This window comes from Caulobacter sp. 10L414, assembly GCF_056395525.1.
Map to the genome: position 1 here is coordinate 15,460 of NZ_JBFTJR010000008.1, position 19,936 is coordinate 35,395.

Annotated in this window: 13 protein-coding genes; 3 read left to right on the plus strand and 10 right to left on the minus strand. The window is 67.3% G+C overall.

The features are described 5' to 3' along the window. Window positions 1–160 precede the first annotated feature (160 nt). The 3 genes from AC1DCG_RS04495 to AC1DCG_RS04505 form a co-directional block, all read right to left on the minus strand. Entirely contained in the window at window positions 161–1,141 is a 981-nt protein-coding gene (locus AC1DCG_RS04495) for a DegT/DnrJ/EryC1/StrS family aminotransferase (RefSeq protein WP_477027838.1), read from the minus strand. A 315-nt stretch (window positions 1,142–1,456) separates the two neighbouring features. Next, window positions 1,457–3,007 (minus strand): class I adenylate-forming enzyme family protein, encoded by a 1,551-nt coding sequence (locus AC1DCG_RS04500; RefSeq protein WP_477041392.1) that lies wholly within the window; start codon window positions 3,005–3,007, stop codon window positions 1,457–1,459. 148 nt (window positions 3,008–3,155) lie between these two features. Continuing rightward, the gene (locus tag AC1DCG_RS04505; protein WP_477027840.1) at window positions 3,156–5,234 is read right to left on the minus strand and encodes a 3-hydroxyacyl-CoA dehydrogenase NAD-binding domain-containing protein; all 2,079 of its coding nucleotides are present in this window, start codon (window positions 5,232–5,234) and stop codon (window positions 3,156–3,158) included. Between the two features lie 461 nt (window positions 5,235–5,695). Between AC1DCG_RS04505 and AC1DCG_RS04510 the strand changes: the two genes are divergently transcribed. Both AC1DCG_RS04510 and AC1DCG_RS04515 read left to right on the plus strand, forming a co-directional pair. Then, window positions 5,696–6,715: an adenosine deaminase gene (locus AC1DCG_RS04510; protein ID WP_477027841.1), complete on the plus strand. Its 1,020-nt coding sequence runs from the start codon at window positions 5,696–5,698 to the stop codon at window positions 6,713–6,715. Between the two features lie 70 nt (window positions 6,716–6,785). Continuing rightward, window positions 6,786–7,397, plus strand: a complete 612-nt coding sequence (locus AC1DCG_RS04515; RefSeq protein WP_477036815.1) for a hypothetical protein — start codon at window positions 6,786–6,788, stop codon at window positions 7,395–7,397. A 22-nt stretch (window positions 7,398–7,419) separates the two neighbouring features. On the opposite strand, the gene AC1DCG_RS04520 is transcribed toward AC1DCG_RS04515, so the two are convergent. After that, complete coding sequence (locus tag AC1DCG_RS04520) at window positions 7,420–8,664, minus strand: TetR/AcrR family transcriptional regulator (protein WP_477027843.1); 1,245 nt, start codon at window positions 8,662–8,664, stop codon at window positions 7,420–7,422. Between the two features lie 138 nt (window positions 8,665–8,802). After that, window positions 8,803–10,707: an ATP-binding protein gene (locus tag AC1DCG_RS04525; protein ID WP_477027844.1), complete on the minus strand. Its 1,905-nt coding sequence runs from the start codon at window positions 10,705–10,707 to the stop codon at window positions 8,803–8,805. A gap of 129 nt (window positions 10,708–10,836) precedes the next feature. Between AC1DCG_RS04525 and AC1DCG_RS04530 the strand changes: the two genes are divergently transcribed. Further along, complete coding sequence (locus AC1DCG_RS04530) at window positions 10,837–12,060, plus strand: serine hydrolase domain-containing protein (RefSeq protein WP_477027845.1); 1,224 nt, start codon at window positions 10,837–10,839, stop codon at window positions 12,058–12,060. Window positions 12,061–12,228: 168 nt separating this feature from the next. Here the strand turns inward: AC1DCG_RS04530 and AC1DCG_RS04535 are convergent, their stop codons facing one another. The 5 genes from AC1DCG_RS04535 to AC1DCG_RS04555 form a co-directional block, all read right to left on the minus strand. Beyond that, window positions 12,229–13,122, minus strand: coding sequence for a pirin family protein (locus tag AC1DCG_RS04535; protein ID WP_477027846.1), 894 nt, complete (start codon window positions 13,120–13,122; stop codon window positions 12,229–12,231). Then, on the minus strand, window positions 13,119–13,379 hold the full coding sequence (locus tag AC1DCG_RS04540) for a hypothetical protein (RefSeq protein ID WP_477027847.1): 261 nt from the start codon (window positions 13,377–13,379) through the stop codon (window positions 13,119–13,121). Before AC1DCG_RS04540 ends, AC1DCG_RS04535 begins: the two co-directional genes overlap by 4 nt. Before the next feature lie 1,599 nt (window positions 13,380–14,978). Continuing rightward, the gene (locus AC1DCG_RS04545) at window positions 14,979–15,854 is read right to left on the minus strand and encodes a DUF4747 family protein (protein WP_477027848.1); all 876 of its coding nucleotides are present in this window, start codon (window positions 15,852–15,854) and stop codon (window positions 14,979–14,981) included. Between the two features lie 81 nt (window positions 15,855–15,935). Then, entirely contained in the window at window positions 15,936–18,203 is a 2,268-nt protein-coding gene (uvrB, locus tag AC1DCG_RS04550; RefSeq protein WP_477041393.1) for an excinuclease ABC subunit UvrB, read from the minus strand. A 147-nt stretch (window positions 18,204–18,350) separates the two neighbouring features. Then, a complete protein-coding gene (locus tag AC1DCG_RS04555; protein ID WP_477027850.1) occupies window positions 18,351–19,889 on the minus strand; it encodes a hypothetical protein in 1,539 nt (512 codons plus the stop codon). Window positions 19,890–19,936: the final 47 nt, after the last annotated feature.

A 19,936-nucleotide genomic window follows, 5' to 3' on the forward strand; every position in this document is an offset into this window, starting at 1 on the left:
GAACTGACGGCGGCCGGCCATCCTCCTGCCGGTCGTCCTGGGCCGGGGACGAAAGTCTCCGGCCTTTCTGTTTTCGAAACTCCTCCCTCGCGAAGCGGGGGAGGGGGACCACGAAGTGGTGGAGGGGGCGAGGCTGGGCTCGGAGGAGGGGGTCTTCGGCTCAGATCTGGGCCACGGCCCGGCGCACGGCCTCGGCCAGGTCGTCGAGGTCGGCGATGTCGAGGTCGGCGGCGAAGGGCAGGCCCAGCATCTTGCCGGCCAGGTGGTCGACGACCGGCACGACGTCGGCCTGGACGTCGGGATCGCGCACGCCGACGCAGGTGACGAAGCGGCCCTCGACGGCCAGCAGGGCGGCCACGGCCGGGGCGCAGCCCTCGGCGACGCTGACCACGCAGGCGCTCGACACCCACGACAGGCCCCAGCCAGGCTGGAAGGCGACGGGCGAGCCCAGCAGCAGCATGCGCAGGCGCTGGGCGTTGGTGGCCAGCTGCTGGCGCTTGAGGGTCCAGCCGTCGAGGCCGTCGTCGCCCTCGAAGGCGGGGGCCGAGAGCCGGCCGATCAGCTCGGCGTCCTCGGCGGCGACGAACACGCCGCTTCCGCCCGGCAGGCCGACGACCACGGGAACCGGGGCGTCCATGATCACGTCGAAGCCGAAGGCGGCGTCGACCACGATCGGCAGGCCGGTCTCGGCCTGGAAGGCGGCCAGGGCCAGGAGGTCGGGGGCGCGGCCGAAGGCGCAGGTGGTGACGATGGCCTCCAGCGGGCAGGGCGCCTCGGCCAGGCGCTCGCGCAGGTGGGCGGTGTCGACCATCCAGGTGAACGGGTCGACGTCGACCAGCCACGGCGTCAGGCCGGCGGCGGCGACGCCTTCCAGGGTCTCGCGGCCGGCCAGGGCGGAGACGATGCAGACGCCGCCGGGGCGCGCGCCCTGGGCGGCCAGGAGATCGGCGGTGGCGGCGGCGCGGTCGGCGCAGGCGCGCACAGCGGTGGTGCGGGAGAAGCGCTGGGCCAGGCGGCCGTTCAGGTCGTCGCAGGCCGGGCCGCCGAAGGCTTTGGCCAGGGCGTCGAAGTCGAGCGGCGCCGCAGAGGCGGGAGCGGACTTAGGGTGCGACGCCAGGACGGCGGCTGAAAGGCTGGACATGCGAGACGCTTCCGCAACGAACCGGCGCCGACAACCCCGACAGCGCCTTTATGGTTAATCGAACGTATCGAGTGACTCGGCCTGTCCAGATGCGGCGCGCCGTCGCGGCGGAGATTGCGGTTTTTCCGGGATTTGCGGTGATCCGTCTCCCAATCCGCCCGTCATTCCCGCCCTTGTGGCGGGAAGCCCTGGTTCCGTTCGCACGGGCAATGCAAGCGGACCGCTGGCGGTCCGCCCCTCCTGCTCTTGCGGCTGACAGAGGGTTTCCCGCCACAAGGGCGGGAATGACGGGAAGAAAGGGGCGAGAGGGCGCGCTTACCCCTTCGCTGTCCACCCGTCCCGCAGGTCGCGCTTGAGCACCTTGCCGATGTGGCTGCGGGGCAGGGCGTCGACGAGGACGAGGTCGGAAAGGCGCTGGGTCTTGCCCAGGCGCTCGTTGGCGAAGGCGCGGACGGTCTCGGCGTCGGCCGCGGCGCCGGGCTTGAGGGCGACGAAGGCGACCGGGGTCTCGCCCCAGGCTTCGGAGGGAACGCCGACCACGGCGGCCTCCAGAACATCGGGATGGGCGACGACCACGGCCTCCAGATCGCTGGGATAGATGTTGAAGCCGCCGCTGATGATCATGTCCTTCTTGCGGTCCATCAGCGTCAGGAAGCCCTCGGCGTCGAAGCGGCCGACATCGCCGGTGCGCACGAAGCGACGGCCGTCGGGGCTGGTCCAGATGGCGTCGGCAGTCTTGCCCGGCTGGCCGTGGTAGCCGTTCATGGTGGCGGGCGAGCAGCCGACGATCTCGCCGATCTCGCCGGTCGCAACCTCGACGCCGTCCTCGTCGATCAGGCGGATGTCGTGGCCGGGGGCGGGCTGGCCCACCGTGTGCAGCTTGTCGGGGTGCTCGTGGGCCATGAGGATGCAGGTGCCGCCGCCCTCGGTCATACCGAAATACTCGACCAGGCCGCCGGGCCAGCGCTTGAGGACTTCGGCCTTCAGCTCGGGCGCGAAGGGCGCGCTGGTGCAGAACTTCAGGCGGGTCGAAGACAGGTCGAAGCGGTCGAAGTCCGKGTGCGCCAGCAGGCGGCGGTACTGCACCGGCACCAGCATGGCGTGGGTCATCCGGCGCCTTTCCGCCAGTTCCAGGAAACGCCCGGCGTCGAATTTCTTCATCAGCACGACGGTTCCGCCGCCCGCCAGGGTGGGGAAGAAGCAGACCAGGGTGGTGTTGGAATAGAGCGGGGTCGACAGCAGGCTGACCGCGTCGGGCCCGTAGCCGACGGCGTCGCCGCGGAAGACGTGCTTCCAGCGCATGCCGTGCGACTGGACGATGCCCTTGGGCGCGCCTGTGGTGCCGCTGGAATAGATGATGTTGAACGGATGCTCGGGGCCGATCTCGACCGGCGCGGGCCTAGCGCCTTCGGGGGCGAGCCAGGCCTCGAACGCCTCGCCGGCGGCCGAGCCGTCCAGCGCGATGGTGCGGGCGGCGACCGGGGTGGGCTTCTGTGCTTCGGCGACGCCGGCGTCGACGAAGAACAGCTTGGCGCCGCAGTCGGCGACCATGCCGGCGATGGCCTGCGGCGTCGAGGAGGGGGCCAGCGGGGCGACGGCGACCCCCGCGCGCAGGCCGCCCAGGAACACCGCCGCATAGGCAATGGACGACAGCGCGCAGACGGCGACCGCTTCGCCGGGCGCCACGCCGTCGCGCTGCAGGGCGGCGGCGACGCGGTCGGCCAGGGCGTCGAAGGCGGCGTAGGTGACCGCTTCGCCGGTTTCCATGATCACGGCCGGCCGGTCGGGCGCCTCGGCGGCCCGCTCGCGCAGGATGTCGCCCATCACGCCGTAGTCGGCGGCGATCATGGAGGGGATGCTGGGCATGGGCTGTTCCTACGCAAAACCTCTCGTCATCCCGGAAGCCTCGCAGAGGCTATCCGGGACCCAGGGGCGGTGCGTACGGCCTCTGGGTCCCGGCTCTTCGCTGCGCTTCGGCCGGGATGACGGGCTAGTTAGTTGTCGGTCTGGGGGCTCAGGCGTCCTTGAAGCCCTTGCCTTCGGCGACCAGGCGCTCCAGCAGGGCCGAGGGCTTGAAGTCGTCGCCGTGCTTTTCCTGGAAGGTCTTCATGCCGGCCAGCACCTTGTCGAGGCCGACGAGCTCGCCCCAGAACATCGGGCCGCCGCGATAGACCGGCCAGCCGTAGCCGTTGATCCAGACGATATCGATGTCCGACGCGCGGATGGCCTTGCCTTCCTCGAGGATCTTCGCGCCCTCGTTGACCATCGGATAGAGGCAGCGCTCCAGGATCTCCTGGTCGCTGATCTGCCGCCGCTGGATCTGGCGCTTCTCGGCGAAGTCGAGGATCACCTTCTCGACCTCGGGCGAGGGCTTGGCGACGCGGTTCTCGTCGTAGTCGTAGAAGCCCTTGCCGTTCTTCTGGCCGCGGCGGTCCATCTCGCACAGCACTTCGCGCACGGTCGAGGAGCTGGTCTTGGCCGGGTCCCAGCCGATGTCGAGGCCGGCCAGGTCGCTCATGGCGAACGGACCCATCGGCAGGCCGAACTCGTAGAGCACGCGGTCGACGTCCCAGGGCATGGCCCCTTCGAGGATCAGCTTCTGAGCCTCGCGCTGGCGCTGGGCCAGCATGCGGTTGCCGACGAAGCCGAAGCAGTTGCCGACCAGCACGGCGACTTTGCCGATCTTCTTGCCGATCTGCATCGAGGTGGCGATCACCGACTTGTCGGTCTTTTCGCCGCGCACGATCTCGAGCAGGCGCATGACGTTGGCCGGCGAGAAGAAGTGCAGGCCGATGACGCTTTCCGGGCGCTTGGTGACGGCGGCGATGGCGTCGATGTCGAGATAGGAGGTGTTGGAGGCCAGGATCGCGCCCGGCTTGGCGATGGCGTCCAGCTTGGTGAAGACCTCCTTCTTGATCTCCATCAGCTCGAACACGGCCTCGATGATCAGGTCGCAGTCGGCCAGGTCCTCCAGGTGCATCGAGGGCGTAAGCAGCCCCATGCGCTTTTCGACGTCGTCCTGGGTCAGGCGGCCCTTCTTGGCGGTGTTCTCGTAGTTCTTGCGGATAATCCCGACGCCGCGGTCGAGGTTCTCCTGCTTGGCCTCGATGATCGTCACCGGGATGCCGGCGTTGAGGAAGTTCATCGAGATGCCGCCGCCCATGGTGCCGGCCCCGATGACGCCGACCTTCCTGACGGGGATGACGGGGGTGTCGTCGGGCACGTCGGGGATCTTGGCGGCCTGGCGCTCGGCGAAGAACACGTGGCGCTGGGCGGCCGACTGGCTGCCGGTCATCAGTTCCATGAAGAGCCGGCGCTCTTCCTTCAGGCCTTCGTCGAAGGGCAGGTTCACCGCCGCCTCGATGCACTTGATGTTGTTCTCGGGGGCCAGGAAGCCGCGGAACTTGCGGGCGTTGGCTTTGCGGAACTCAGCGAAGATCTCGGGCTTGCCGCGGGCGGCCTCGACCTTGTCCGACAGGTCGCGGACCTTCTTCAGCGGCTTGCCTTCGGCCAGCGCGACGCGGGCGAAGGCGATGGCCCCGTCGCGCAGGGCGCCTTCCTCGACCAGGCTGTCGAACAGGCCCATGGCCAGCGCCGCCTTGGCCGGCACGTGCTGGCCGCTGGTGACCATCTCCAGCGCCTTCTCGACGCCGACGATGCGCGGCAGGCGCTGGGTGCCGCCGGCGCCGGGCAGGAGGCCGATGTTCACTTCGGGCAGACCAGCCTTCGCCGACGGAACGGCGACGCGGTAGTGGGCGACCAGCGCCACCTCAAGCCCGCCGCCCAGAGCCGTGCCGTGGATCGCGGCGACCACCGGCTTGGGCGAGTTCTCGATGGTGTTCTGCACGTCCTGCAGGGAAGGGCCGGTCATGGCCTTGCCGAACTCGCTGATGTCGGCACCGGCGATGAAGGTCTTGCCTTCGCAGATCAGCACGATGGCCTGCACGGCCGGATCGGCGATCGCCGCCTCGAAGGCGCTCTTCAGCCCTTCGCGGACCTGGGCCGACAGGGCGTTGACCGGGGGAGAGTTCAGCGTGACGACGCCGATGTCGCCTTCCACGGTCAGATCGGTGACGGCGTTGATCGCGGCCATGCGGTTCCACCCTTCTCGGTTCGTTTGAACGCTTGTTTGACTAAAGCCAGCACGATGGCGCGCGAGAGTCCAGAGGGCGCGGCCGGCGCCGCTTTTTCGGGCGCCGCAGGTTGACGTTCAAGGCGTCGTACTGGACATTCGAAGGGTTCAGTTTCGGTCGAGACGGCGCCTGCCGGCGCGGGCCGACGTGACATCGCGTCGGCGCGTAAGCCTTCGGTTCCCAAACACAATCGACCAGACTGGGGAGGGAGTTCGCACCAGGACCGGCCGTCCGCCGCCGCTTGCAGGCGTGCGGGATATTCCAAGACCGATTCAGGCGCGGGCGCGACGCGGTGCATACGACGCGTCGAAACTTAGAGGTGAAGCGCACCTCGGCGCGGGGGCGGCAAGCTCCCGCGCCGCCTTGTGCGGGCTTGATGTGCGGGCTTGACCCTGCCGCGCCGCGAGCCGATGGAATTGTCATGACCGACACCACGCTCGAAGCCTTCGCCCGCGGCCTGCCCAAGGCCGAACTGCACATGCACATCGAGGGCAGCCTCGAACCGGAACTGATGTTCGCCCTGGCCGAACGCAACGGGATCTCGCTGCCGTACAAGTCGGTGGAGGAGATCCGCGCGGCCTACGCCTTCTCGAACCTGCAGGACTTCCTGGACATCTATTATCAGGGCGCGGGCGTCCTGATCACGCGGGCCGACTTCAAGGACCTGGCGTTGGCCTACTTCGAGCGCCTCGCGGCCGATGGCGGCGTGCACGCCGAGATCTTCTTCGACCCGCAGACCCACACCGAGCGGGGGATCGCCTTCGAGACGGTGATCGACGGCCTTCTGGACGGCATGAAGGAAGCCGAGGCGCGCCTGGGCGTGACCTCCAAGCTGATCCTCTGCTTCCTGCGCCACCTGTCGGAAGAGAGCGCTTTCGAGACCCTTGAGCAGGCCAAGCCGCACCTCTCGAAGATCGCCGGCGTCGGTCTCGACTCCTCGGAGGTCGGCCACCCGCCGGCCAAGTTCGCCCGGGTGTTCAAGGCCGCCCGCGAGCTTGGCCTCAAGATCGTCGCCCACGCGGGCGAGGAGGGGCCGCCGGAATACGTCTGGGAAGCCATCGACCTCGTGGGCGTCGACCGCATCGACCACGGCAACCGGGCGCTGGAAGACGAGGGGCTGACCGCCCGTCTGGTGGCCGACGGCGTGACGCTGACGGTGTGCCCGCTGTCGAACCTGAAGCTGTGCGTGGTGCCCGACCTCGCCGCGCACCCGATGCGCAAGATGCTGGACCTCGGCCTCAAGGCGACGGTGAACTCCGACGACCCAGCCTATTTCGGCGGCTATCTGCTCGACAATTACCTGGAGACCGCCAAGGCCGTGGACCTGACGCGGGAGGACCTGGTGGTGCTGGCCAGGAACAGCTTCGAAGGCTCGTTCCTCGACGAGGCCGAGAAGGCCCGGCGGCTGGCGCAGGTCGACGCCTACGTGGCGGGGATCTGAGCGCGGCTTGTCGCCCGCCCCGCACTTCGCCAGGTTGAGTGTGGGGCGGGGCATCTTGATGAGACGGGCAATGATCGACCGTGACGCGGGCGGAAACGGGAAGGCGGGCGATCGCGCCGCTTCTGGCGGTCTGAGCCGAGGGGTGTTCGCCATCGCCGTGTTCGCGGTGATGGCGGGATGTAGCGCAAACACGGCCGACGTCGCGTCGACCTACGGCGTCTCGTCCTCCAGCCTGGCGGAGAACTGCAAGGTGTTCAGCGCCGTGACCGCGCACGATAACCTGGCCCAGAAAAGGAGCTTCGCCCTCAATGAGGAGACGGCCGAGACCGTCGATCTCTACGAGGAAATCCTGCCTGGCGGTCCGTACTATGCCGAGAGCGTGAAAGGCGTGGGCGAGGCCGACAACGTTTCGCGCGAACTCGCCGACGCGGCGATGCGCCACTATCACGTGTCGCGGATCAAGCGGGGTAAGGGCGATGTCGTCGGCGAAAGCGCCGAACTGCTGAAATCGTCGCTCAATCAGACGTCCTATGTCGAGCTAGCGCAAACCGGAAGGTTCTCGCTCGGGCCAAGTCCGAACTTCGGGAGCTATCTGCCCGCCGTATGCCGGATGCAGACGATCTGCCGGACCCGGGAAGCCGAGCGCCACCTGATGTCGCCGCGCTGCAAGGCTGAATGGTGATCCGCGGCCGCTGAACGGCCGTTTACCGCGCCATCAGGCCCATCAGCAGAGGCCTCGCGAACAGCCGCGCGGCGTCTTCGCGGGTGACGCCAGGGGCCCAGGCCTGCAGCGAGGCCGCCGCGTTCAGCATCGAGTTGATCATGTGGGCGGCGACCAGCGGGTCGACCGCGCGCACCGAGCCGTCGGCGATCCCGTCGGCGATCATGCCGGCGAAGCGGTTGGAGCCGCGGGCGTAGCCGTCGCTCATCTCGTGGCGGATCTCGATCGGCAGGGCGCCCATCGACGAGGCGCGTAAGAGCGGGCCGTGGTCCGACAGCTGGTACTCGACCAGGGCGGCCGTCGCGGCCGACACCGCCGTCCAGCCGTCTCCTTTGACCGAGGGGGCGGCCAGGGCGAGGGCCGACAGCTGGGCGCGGCGGGTGACCGAAAAGGTGCGCTGGAAGCACTCGACCACCAAGGCGTCCTTGTCCTCGTGGTGGTGGTAGAACGAGCCCTTGGTGACGTTCAGCGCCGCCGAGATGTCTTCGACCGAGGCGCCGCGATAGCCGCGCTGGTTGATCAGGCGGGTGGCGGCCACCAGGAAGGTCTCTCGCCATTCCTGGCCTTCGTCGGAGGCCGGGGTCGGGTCGGGCAGGGCCGGCGGGGTCCAGTCGCGGCCGGCGCCGGCGATGCCGCCGACCAGAATGTCGTACATCCGCTCGCGCACCCGCTCGTAGTCGTCGAGGTCGAAGCGGCGCAGCCAGGCGCCGGTCCAGAAGACCTGTTCGAGCAGCAGGTGGGCGCGGGCGTTGCGCTCGGCCTTGTCGAGGTGGGCGAAGGCCTCGCCGTCGAAGAAGCCGCGCACCCGGCGGAAGATGTCGGCGAAGGCGGCCTGCACCGAGGCGCGCATCGGCTCCTTCAGGGCGCGGATCTCGGTGAAGCTGGCCAGCGGCGCGTCTTGCCCCGCGCGCACCCGGCGCGAGAGGTCGAGATAGAGGGTCAGGAACTTGCGGATGCGGCCGGCGGCGTCGGGTTCGGCGGCCGCCTCGTCGATCATCGCGTCCAGCCGCTCCAGGCCGCGGATGAAGCAGGCGGCGGCCAGGTCGTCCTTCTTGCGATAGTAGTAGGTGACGCTGGTGGTGATCAGGCCGACCTTGGCGGCGACGTCGGCCAGGGTCATGCCCTTGACGCCCTGGCGATTGAGCACGGCGGTGGCGGCCGCCAGGATGGCTTCCTTCTTCTGCGCGTAGCGCGCGGTCGCCGCGGTGACGGTCCGGCCGTCGTCCATGATCAGGTCCCCTGCAACGCCGGCCCCCTGCAGTCAGAAGGCCCGGCGTTGGACTCAAGGGTCCAATCTAGGCCTGGAACGAGGCCGCAGAAAGGCCCGGACGTGTTTTCGTCCGTCCAGTGGCTGTCCTGGGGCCGTTCAGTGAGGGCGGCGGGCGGGCAGGGCGTCGACCACGGCGCGGACCAGGGCGGCGGGCGACAGCGGCTTGGCCACCGAGCCGTTCATGCCGGCCTCGGCATATGCGGCGGTCTGGTGGGCCAGGGCGTTGGCGGTCATGGCCACGATCGGCGCGGCGCCGGCCGGGCCGGGCAGGGCGCGGATGGCGCGCGTCGCCTCGACCCCGTCCATGATCGGCATCTGGATGTCCATGAAGATCAGGTCGTAGCCGCGCGCGGCCGCGACGATGCCGGCCTGGCCGTCCTCGGCCGTCGCCACGCGGGCGCCGAGGGCTTCGAGCATGCGGGTGGCGATCAGGCGGTTGACCGCGTTGTCCTCGACCAGCAGCACCTCCAGCCCGTCGAGCATCGGGGCGTCGGCCTCGTCGCCGGCGGCGGCCGGGGCCTGGGCGGCGGGGGCGAGGACCTCGAGCCAGAAGGTCGAGCCCTGGCCCGGCGTGCTGGAAAAGCCGATGTCGCCGCCCATCAGCTGGGCCAGGCGCCGGGTGATCGACAGGCCAAGGCCCGCCCCGCCGAACCGCCGGGTGGTCGAGCCGTCGGCCTGGCTGAAGCGCTCGAACAGGCTCGCCTGGGCGTCGAGCGGAATGCCGACGCCGGTGTCCTCGATCTCGAAGCGCAGGCGCAGGGCTTCCTCGGCCGGCGCGACGGACAGGCGGGCGGTCACCTGGCCGGCCAGGGTGAACTTCACGGCGTTGCCGATCAGGTTGAACAGCACCTGGCGCAGGCGGACCGGATCGGCGGCGACGAAGGCCTGGCCGGCCGGCGGGGCCTCGACGCGGATGACCAAGCCCTTGGCCTCGGCCTGGGGCTCCAGCAGATCGGCGACGCTGCGCAGCAGGGCCGACGGATCCAGCGCCTCGGAGGAGAGCTCCAGCTTGCCGGCCTCGACCTTGGAGAAGTCGATGATGTCGTTGAGCAGCTCCGACAGCATGGCGCCGCAGCCCAGGGCCTCGGCCAGCAGGCGGCGGCCGTCGGCCGACAGCGGCTCGTGCTTGAGGAGGTGCAGGACCCCGAGCACGCCGTTCATCGGGGTGCGGATCTCGTGGCTCATATTGGCCAGGAACTGCGACTTGGCCGCGGTGGCGGCCAGGGCCGCATCGCGGGCGACCAGCAGCTCGGTGACGTCCTGGCTGATGCCGATGACGTCGAACAGCTCGCCCGCCCCGGCCCGAACGCCGCGCCAGTCGGTGCGCATCCAGTTCCAGCCCTCGCTGGTGGGGTCGGCGTGGCGATAGACCAGCTGGGCGTGCTCGCCGGTCTCCTGGGTGCGCAGGAAGGCCCGGGTCATGGCCTGGCGGTCGTCGGGATGGATGGCGCTCAGCATCTCCGACACCGTCATCTGCCGCGCGTCGCCCAGCGGGGCGGCCAGGGTCGTGATGTCCTGCTCGAAGTAGTAGATCCCCTTGCGGGTCTCGAAGCGCCAGACATAGACGCCGGCGGCGTTGCGCAGCATCTCGTTGGCGCGCTCGGCCTGCTGGCGCTGGAGGCGGCGCAGGCGCTCCTCGGAAAAGTCCTGGAAGACGATCAGCAGCGCGCCGTCGGGCAGGATCTTGGAGCGCGATCGCACCCATAGCCAGCCGCCGCCCTTGCGCGCCAGCCGGTGCTCGGACTGCACCTGGCCCTCGGCCCGCAGCACCCGGCCGGCCTGTTCCAGCACCTCGGTGTCGTGCAGGTGCAGAAAGTCGCGGATCGAGCGGCCCAGGGTCTCGTCGGCGCTCCAGCCGGCGATCTCGCTCCAGGCCGGATTGACCCGCACGATGGCGCGGTCCTGCAGCACCACGAACATGTCGAGGCTGTTCTGGAAAAACCAGTCGGCCGCCGCCCGATCGATGTTCGAGGCCGTCTCGCCCTCGGGACGCTTGCCCATCGCGCTCCCCTCGTCTTCAATCGATCAACGCAGGATGGGGTAAAGGTTGCGTTTCCCGTACCGCCTATTCGATCCGCGACAATAAGGCGACCGTGACTGAAGGTCGCGCCAGTAAAGGGGGAATCCCGTTTGAGCACGCCCGAAGCCGTCGGCCTGTCGTCGCAGCGCCTGAAGCGCATCGATACGTTCCTGCAGGCCAAGTATGTCGAGCCCGGCCTTCTGCCCGGCGCCCAGCTGCAGGTCTGGCGCAGAGGCCAGCTGGCCCACGAGACCGTGCTGGGCCTTGCCGACCGCGAGCGCGGAGCGGCGCTGAAGTCCGACACGCTGTACCGCATCTACTCGATGACCAAGCCGATCACCTCGATCGCCTTCATGATGCTGGTCGAGGAGGGCCGCGTCGCCCTCGAGGACCCCGTCCACCGCTTCATCCCGGCCTTCAAGGACCTGGGCGTGTTCGCCGCCGGCTCTCTGGGCATGTTCCAGACCAAGCCGCTGGCCGAGCCGATGCGGATGATCGACCTGTTGCGCCACACGGCCGGCTTCACCTACGGCTTCCAGCAGCGCGGCAATATCGACGCGGCCTATCGCAAGCTGCATCTGGACGACCTGCCGGGCCCGCGCGACCTGGACGGCTTCATCGCCGAGCTGGCCAAGCTCCCCCTGGAGTTCAGCCCGGGCGAGGCCTGGAACTATTCGGTCTGCACCGACGTGCTGGGCTATCTGGTGCAGGCGATCTCGGGCCAGCCGTTCGACCAGTTCCTGAAAGACCGCATCTTCGACCCGCTGAAGATGACCGACACCGGCTTCTTCGTTCCCGAAGCCGACCAGGGCCGCTTCGCCGCCTGCTACAGCCTGGACCCCAAGGGCCGGGTGGTGCTGCAGGATGATCCGACCACCAGCGCCTATCTGAAGGACCCGCTGTTCAAGTCGGGCGGCGGGGGCCTGGTCTCGACGGCGGCCGACTATATGCGCTTCTGCCGCATGATCCTGAACGGCGGCCAGCTGGACGGCGCCCGCATCGTCAGCCCCAAGACGCTGAAGGCGATGATGCTCAATCACCTGCCGGGCGGCCGCGAACTGACCGAGATGTCGAAGTCGCTGTTCAGCGAGAGCGTCTATGACGGCGTCGGCTTCGGCCTGGGCTTCGCGGTGACCACGGATCTCGCCCGCACCCGCACCATCGGCAGCCTGGGCGAGGCCTTCTGGGGCGGCATGGCCTCGACCGCCTTCTGGGTGGATCCGGTCGAAGACCTGGCGGTGGTGTTCATGACCCAGCTGATGCCGTCCAGCGTCTATCCCATCCGGCGGGAGCTGCGCACGCTGGTCTACGCGGCGTTCGAGGAGGCGGCTTAAAAACCCTCTCCCCGAAGGGGGAGGGTCTGGAGATGCGAACCTCCCCCTGTGGGGGAGGTGATCGCGGAGCGATCGGTGGGGGGAGTGGTTGATGACCTTCCGTCGTCTCGGCAGCTGAGAACGGCCCCCCACCGGCCTTCGGCCGCCTCCCCCACGGGGGGAGGTTCTTTAAAGCGGCGACGCCGGCGGGGTGTAGTCCTCCGGCAGCGGGATGAACTCGCCATCGTCCAGATCCGGCAGCTTCATCCGGCCCGCGCGCCAGTCGGCCTTGGCCTGCTCGATGCGGTCCTTCGAGCTGGAGACGAAGTTCCACTCGATGAAGCGCGGGCCGATCGGTTCGCCGCCCAGCAGCATGACCACCGACGGTTCCAGCGCCTCGAACACCACGGTCTCGCCCGGGGCGAACACGGCCATCTGGGCCGCGCCCAGCTCGCGGCCAGCCACTTCCACGCGGCCGCTGGAGACATAGGCCGCGCGCTCGGAATATTCGGCCGGCAGGGCCGCCTTGGCCCCGGCCGCCAGCTCCCAGTGGACGTAGAACAGCGGCGAATGCACCGGCACGCTGGCCTTGGCGCCGAAGGCCTCGCCGGCGATCAGTCGCGCCTTGAGGCCCGCGCCTTCGTAATAGGGCAGGTTGGCCGAGCCGGCGTGGTGGCTGAAGCCGGGATCCATCTCCTCGTATTCCTTGGGCAGGGCGATCCAGGCCTGCATGCCGTTCATCACCCCGCCCTGGCTGCGCAGGGTCTCGAAGCGTTCGGAGTGGGTGATGCCCGAGCCGGCGGTCATCCAGTTGACCTCGCCGGGCACGATCTCGATCTCCGAGCCGACGCTGTCGCGGTGGGTCATGGCCCCTTCGAACAGGTAGCTCAGCGTCGACAGGCCGATATGCGGGTGGGGCCGCACGTCGACGCTCTGGGGAAAGTTCGGGTCGAAGCTGGCCGGGCCCATGTGGTCGAGGAACACGAACGGCCCGACCATGCGCCGCTTGGCGAAGGGCAGCACCCGCCCGACCTCGAAACCGCCGATGTCGCGGCGGCGGGCGTCGATGACGAGGTCGATCATTGGAGGGCTCCGGCAGGCTTTGTTGCGTGAGAGCAGTCCTCCCACGGCGGACGTGCGGCGTCTTGTTGATTTTCGCGGCTCCGCTTCTCCACCAGTCGTCTGTACTCCAGGGACTGCTGGAAGGCGGCCAGGCGGGCGAACAGTTCGGCTTTCAGCGCCGCTTTCTTTTCCTTGGTCCAGACCTCGCCCTCGGCGTCGGGCCGGCCGCGCTTGCGGTGCGGGCGGACGGGGAGGGCGTTGCGGCGCTTGAAGGTCATGTGGGCGTGCCTCCTGAAACCTCTCCCCATGGGAGAGGGTACGGGAAATCGGCCTCGCGCTTTCGCTGCGAAGGGGATGGAGAGGGCGCGGGGCGTCCGGACCGCGTCCGGAAGCTGTGTGTGGTTACCGTTTCGACGAAGCCTGGACGCCCCGCGCGATCGTTTGACCTCAGGCCGGGGCGCGCGGGCCTCTTCCGCCCTTTACCCCTTCCACCGCGCAGGCTCCCCGTTCCTTGACGGCCGGGAGGCGCGGATGGCGCGGACCCTCGGGCGGGCGGGAGCCCATGACAGGCAAGCCCCCGATAGGCGGGTTTACGTCCCCCGCCCTCCGTTCAAGCCCCGCCGGCCCGGCTCACGCCGCTCCAGGAGGCCCCGCTCGATCGCACCCCGCCGCACGCATCGGGCCGGATCCTAGCGCCCTCTCCCCGCGACGGGATGGAGAGGATTATGCGGGCGGTTTGGAGCTGTCGGATGGGAAACGTGTGTTTTTGTTTAGGGCGTTGATTGGGTTGGGGTTTGTGCGGTGGGGGATGGGGATTGGGCGTAACAACTCCTCCCTCGCGAAGCGGGGGAGGTGGCGCGCTGCGAATACGCGGCGTGACGGAGGGGGCGAGTTCAAGCTCGGCGCCCAGTCTCGCCCCCTCCACCACTTCGTGGTCCCCCTCCCCCGCGAGCGGGGGAGGAGAAGGAAGAGCGATCCGACTACCGAAAATCGCGCTCACGATTTCAGTGAGTGAAATTGAGCATTTCCCCCGTAGGAGGAATCGAACTAAACAGGAACGTGGGCCACCGCCCACTTCTTCATCCAACCGGTTCGCCGGAGTCACACCGCGGGGGGTCCGACTTGGGACCTGGCGGCGAGCGAAGCTCGCTATAGCGATGAAGGAGACAGCTCATGGCCAGCGCCAGAGAGCATGGAAAGACCGTATTCGTTCGGGCTTACACCCGAGAGCGGTTCCGAAAGACGGAGCACGTCCGTGCTCACTGGCGATCGGAACCGCATCAGTACGATCTCTTCAGGTGACGATCCGCTTCGGAAACGGACCGGACGGGCGGTGGTCTAACTATTGAGATTTGATTTTAGATCTGCTTCTGATCTCTAGTAATCTAAAAACGGAAAGTAGGGACCCAATTATAAGGGTCATTCCGTATAGTAATGTGAATAATCCTATTGTTGAAAATGTGACGTTTGTGGCTATTGCATATTTTTCCCATCCTGGGAGCGTTGGTATCGGTTTGGTTGAATAAATTATCGCATAGATAACCCCGGATCCCTGTATGATTGCGGCGTGTGAAATTGAGCTGGCTAGTATGAGTAGTGGGGACCGTCCTCCCAATTTTTGCGAAGGTGCAAGTAATAGAGTTCTTGACCGTTCGTCCAGAACTGAAAAAACGATCGCATAGGCCGCGACAGAAAATCCAGCCAGTGTTGGCAATATGGATTTTGATAAATTTGCCCAATCTTCGGATTGAATCATCCTCCACGAGGCTGCGCATAAAGCTATAGATAGATATGTGTACTCTGACGTCAGGAAGGATCTCCATCCGCCGTAGCTGTTATAGAGCAGCTGGAGGGTCTTGAATAATCCGGTCGAGCGTCTAGCCACGGGGCCTCTGTCTCATTTCAGATATTTTTTGAGATATTTTTCTAACCAAAGTAACGAAGTTGCTTAAATTGGATGATTCCTGCCCAAAGGTATCTACCTCGATAAGTGGCTTCAGTTCTGTTCCCTGTGTAAGGGTAACGCCGTTTACGATGCTCTTCACATTTACGTGGCCATTTTCTGCCGCCACAATGGCTAGTTTTTTTGTTCTTTCGCTTGGTGTTAATTCACCGCTTCCCTTTACTTTTATGCTTTCTTCGTATTCGTCTGCGCCCTCTGCGTTCAATCTTTCTTCAATCTCGGATGCTAGGTCTTCGCCTAGGTCGTCAGAGTTCGGGCGGCGTATGAACATTCTCACTTCTTTTAGGTCTGGAAGTGAAAGCAATCTCTCTGTTTCAGCATAGCTTTTAATTACGGATATTTCTATTCTTCCAAATTCATTTCTTATTGATGGTGATAATACAGCAGCCTGAAAATACTTTTCAAACGCTGATGGGCTTAAAGATTTTGAATCTGAATAGGTTTCAAAAATAATTGAATGAAGGCTCTCGTCGAGAAAAAAGTGAAACTGTGACAAATTTGGCTTCAATTCATTTGGTATATTTACATTGGAGATTTCTTCGTCTTCAGCTTGTGAAAACGTATCGGTGTTGAACCAGTTTCCTTCTGTATTTATCTCTGTATATTTTGATATGATGCCAAATTGATCATCTTCGTCGAAATTATTTATGGCGACGAAGCTGTCGCCATAAACGCGTACCCCGCGTTTCAGATCGGCGATGGCTGATAGCAGTGACTTGTAGTTCCGATCTTTATCAAACGGAATTCTGATATTGAGTGCGGAAGCTTCAACTTTTATCCGTCGTGCCACTCAAATTCCCCCAATGGCATGCTCTAGCTTTAGATTAGCCAATTGGGCCTCGCTATCAAGGGTAGTTTGGGGGCCCTCCCCCTACCGCCGCCCCTTCCTGAACGCCTCCGCCTTCTCCGCCCGGTGCTCGGCCCGCACCCGCTTCGGCGCTGACGTATCCACCGTCTCCCCGGCCCCCGTCAGGGCCTCGTTGGCGAATTCCAGATCCAGCAGCTTCATGCGCTTGATTTCGTCGCGGAGGCGGGCGGCGGTTTCGAATTCGAGGTTGGCGGCGGCTTCGCGCATCTTGGCTTCGAGGTCGCGTAGGGCGGCCTTGAAGTTGTCGCCGCTGAACGGCTTTTCGGCGCCCGAGGCGTCGCTGACGCCCATCGGCACGAGGACGCGGTCGCCGCGCTCGTAGGGGCTGGCCAGGATGTCCTTGATGTCGCGCTTGACGCTCTCGGGCGTGATGCCGTGTTCGAGGTTGTAGGCGTTCTGCTTGTCGCGGCGGCGCTGGGTCTCGGCCATGGCCCGCTCCATGCTGCCGGTGATCCGGTCGGCATAGAGGATGACCTTGCCGTCGACGTTGCGGGCGGCGCGGCCGATGGTCTGGACGAGCGAGGTCTCCGAGCGCAGGAAGCCTTCCTTGTCGGCGTCGARGATGGCCACCAGGCCGCATTCGGGAATGTCGAGGCCCTCGCGCAGCAGGTTGATGCCCACGAGCACGTCGAAATGGCCCAGGCGCAGGTCGCGGATGATCTCGATGCGCTCCAGGGTGTCGACGTCGCTGTGCATGTAGCGGACGCGGATCCCCTGTTCGTTGAGGTATTCGGTCAGGTCCTCGGCCATCTTCTTGGTCAGGACGGTGACCAGGGTGCGGTAGCCCTTCTGGATGGTCTGGCGGATCTCGTCGACGACGTCGTCGACCTGGGACGCGCCGTCCTTGGCCACGGGGCGCACCTCGACCGGCGGATCGATCAGGCCGGTGGGACGGATGACCTGCTCGGCGAAGACGCCGCCGGCGCGCTCCAGCTCCCACTGGGCGGGGGTGGCCGAGACGTGCACCGACTGGGGCCGCATGGCGTCCCACTCCTCGAACTTGAGGGGGCGGTTATCCAGGGCCGAGGGCAGGCGGAAGCCGTACTCGGCCAGGGTCCATTTGCGGTTGCGGTCGCCCTTGTACATGGCGCCGATCTGCGGAACCGTCTGGTGGCTCTCGTCGGTGAACAGCAGGGCGTTGTCGGGGATGTATTCGAAGAAGGTCGGCGGCGGCTCGCCGGTGCGGCGGCCCGACAGATAGCGGCTGTAGTTCTCGATGCCGGCGCAGGAGCCGGTGGTCTCGATCATCTCCAGGTCGAAGGTGGTGCGCTGCTCCAGGCGCTGGGCCTCAAGCAGCTTGCCGTTGGCGTTCAGCCACTCCAGCCGTTCCTTCAGCTCCTTGCGGATCTCGATGATCGCCTGGCGCAGGGTGGGGCGCGGGGTGACGTGGTGGCTGTTGGCGTAGACCTTGATGGTCTCCAGGTCTGCGGTCTTCTTGCCGGTCAGCGGGTCGAACTCGCTGATCGCCTCGACCTCGTCGCCGAACATCGACACGCGCCAGGCGCGGTCCTCGTAGTGGGCGGGGAAGATCTCGATGGTGTCGCCGCGGCGGCGGAAGGTGCCGCGGTCGAAGGCGGCGTCGTTGCGCTTGTACTGCTGGGCCACCAGGTCGGCCATCAGCTGCTTCTCGTCGACCCGGTCGCCCACCGTCAGGGTGAAGGTCATGGCGGTGTAGGTCTCGACCGAGCCGATGCCGTAGATGCACGACACCGAGGCCACGACGATGACGTCGTCGCGCTCCAGGATCGCCCGCGTGGCCGAGTGGCGCATGCGGTCGATCTGCTCGTTGATGGAGCTGTCCTTCTCGATGAAGGTGTCGGTGCGCGGGACGTAGGCTTCCGGCTGGTAGTAGTCGTAGTAGCTGACGAAGTACTCGACCGCGTTCTCGGGGAAGAAGGCCTTCATCTCGCTGTAGAGCTGGGCGGCCAGGGTCTTGTTGGGGGCCAGGATCAGCGCCGGGCGCTGGGTGGCCTCGATGACCTTGGCCATGGTGAAGGTCTTGCCCGAGCCGGTGACGCCGAGCAGCACCTGGTCCTGGTCGCCGTTCTCGACGCCCTCGACCAGCTCCTTGATCGCCGTCGGCTGGTCGCCGGCCGGCTCGTAGGACGACACCAGCTTGAAGGTCTTGCCGCCTTCCGACTTCTCGGGACGCGCCGGGCGGTGGGGCGTCCACAGCATCGGCATGCCCGCTTCGAGCGCGCCATCCAACTGGGCGTCGAGGACGAAGGGCGTCGAGGCGTCGGAAACGCCGGGGTTCTGGCTGCTGGGCATGGGCCAAATCTAGGCGCCCGCGCCCGCGAAGGCCAGAGGGCCTGCTGACAGCCGGTGTCAGCAGGTGGCGGGAAGTGGCGAGAGGCGTTCTGCTTGTCGCGTGGCGTGGGCGGAAACCGCGGACGCTTTCGGCCGCCACGCTCCGACCTAGTATCCGCCCGCGTAGTCGCCGCTGAGCGGCACGGTGATCGCGCGGCCGTATTCCTGCATCACCGCGACCACCTCGGGGCGGGCGACCAGGGCGCGGCGGCGGGCGTCGATCTCGGCGTCGCGCGGGGTGACCACGGGCGGCGCCGGGCCGTCGCGGAAGGCCTTGAGGGCGTCGCCGCGCAGGGCCGGGTCGCGCAGGCGGCGGATCATCAGCTGGGCGGCCTCGTCGTCGCGGCCGGTGCACAGCAGGGCGCCGGAAAGGGCGTAGGGGTTGTCGCGCCAGGCCTTGCGCAGCTTGTCGAGCGCCTTGCCGGCCGCGCCCTCGTCGCCCAGCTGGTGGCGGGCGCAGGCGCGCAGCTCGTCCAGCCACATCAGGCCGAACGGCGAGGCGATCGCGGTGTCGGCGGCGTCGACCACCTTGAGCACCTCGGCCGGGCGGTCGAGGGCCAGCAGCAGGGCGGCGCGGGCGGTGCTCTGGGTCAGCTTGTCCTGGGCCACGGGCTTGACCAGCGCGGCGTCGGCCTCGTCGAAGCGGCCGACCTCGCTGAGCGCGGCGGCCTGGATGACGACCAGCATCGGGCCCGAAAGCTCGGCGTCGTCGAAGGCCTCGCCGCGCTGCAGGCGGCCGACATAGTCGCCGCCCAGGGCGATCGCCTCGTCGCGCCGGCCCAGCGAGCGCAGGTGGTCCACGCGATAGGCGATGCGCTTGAGATTGGCCGGTTCGCGCCGGGACTGCTCCTCGACCCGGGCCAGGTCGGCCTCGAGCACGGCCTTCCAGTCGAAGCGGCCGGCGGCCTCCAACTGCGGCCACAGCGGCGCGAAGCGCTTGTCCTGGGCCACGGCCAGCAGCACGTGCGGGCTGCTGGCGCGATCGAGCACGGCGCCGGCGCGGGTCATGTCGCCGTCGTCGGCGGCCAGTTCGGCGCGGACCAGGGCCCAGTCGTTGTCGACCTGGTCGTGGCCGTCCTCGGTGGGCCAGTCCAGGCCGCGCAGCAGGTCGAGCGCGCGGACCCGGGCGGCCGGGTCGCCCTTCAGGTCCTCGACCGTCTGGCCGTACATCTCGGGCGGCAGCGCGGTGACCTGGCCAGCGTCGGCGGCCACGGCGCGCTCCAGCGCCGCCAGCTCGCCCTTGCCGTCGTTGCGCATGGCCGCGTCGGCCAGCAGCACCATGTTGGCCGAGGCCAGGATCGGCGGGGCGACGTCGTCGCGGTCGAGGCGGCGGGCGGCGGCCACCGCGCGCGGATCGTCGAACGGCCGGCAGACGACGACGGCGTACAGCACCGCGTCGCGGCGGAAGGTGTCGAGGGCGTCGAAGCCGCGCCGGGCCACCAGGGCGTCGACCTGGTCGGCCAGGGCGGTCGGACACTGCTCGCCGGCGGCGGAGGCCTCGGGCTTCGACAGGTCGAGCATCCGGGCGATCGCCGCGTCGGCGTCGCGCGCCAGGTCCTCGCCCCCCTTGGTCGGGGCGGCCTGCGCCGGGACGGCGGCCAGGGACAGCGCCGCGGCCAGGGCGACGAGTTCCAGTCTCAAGATCATTCAGGGCCCCCGGTCACCCGCCGACTAAGACCACGCGGCCGCCTGCT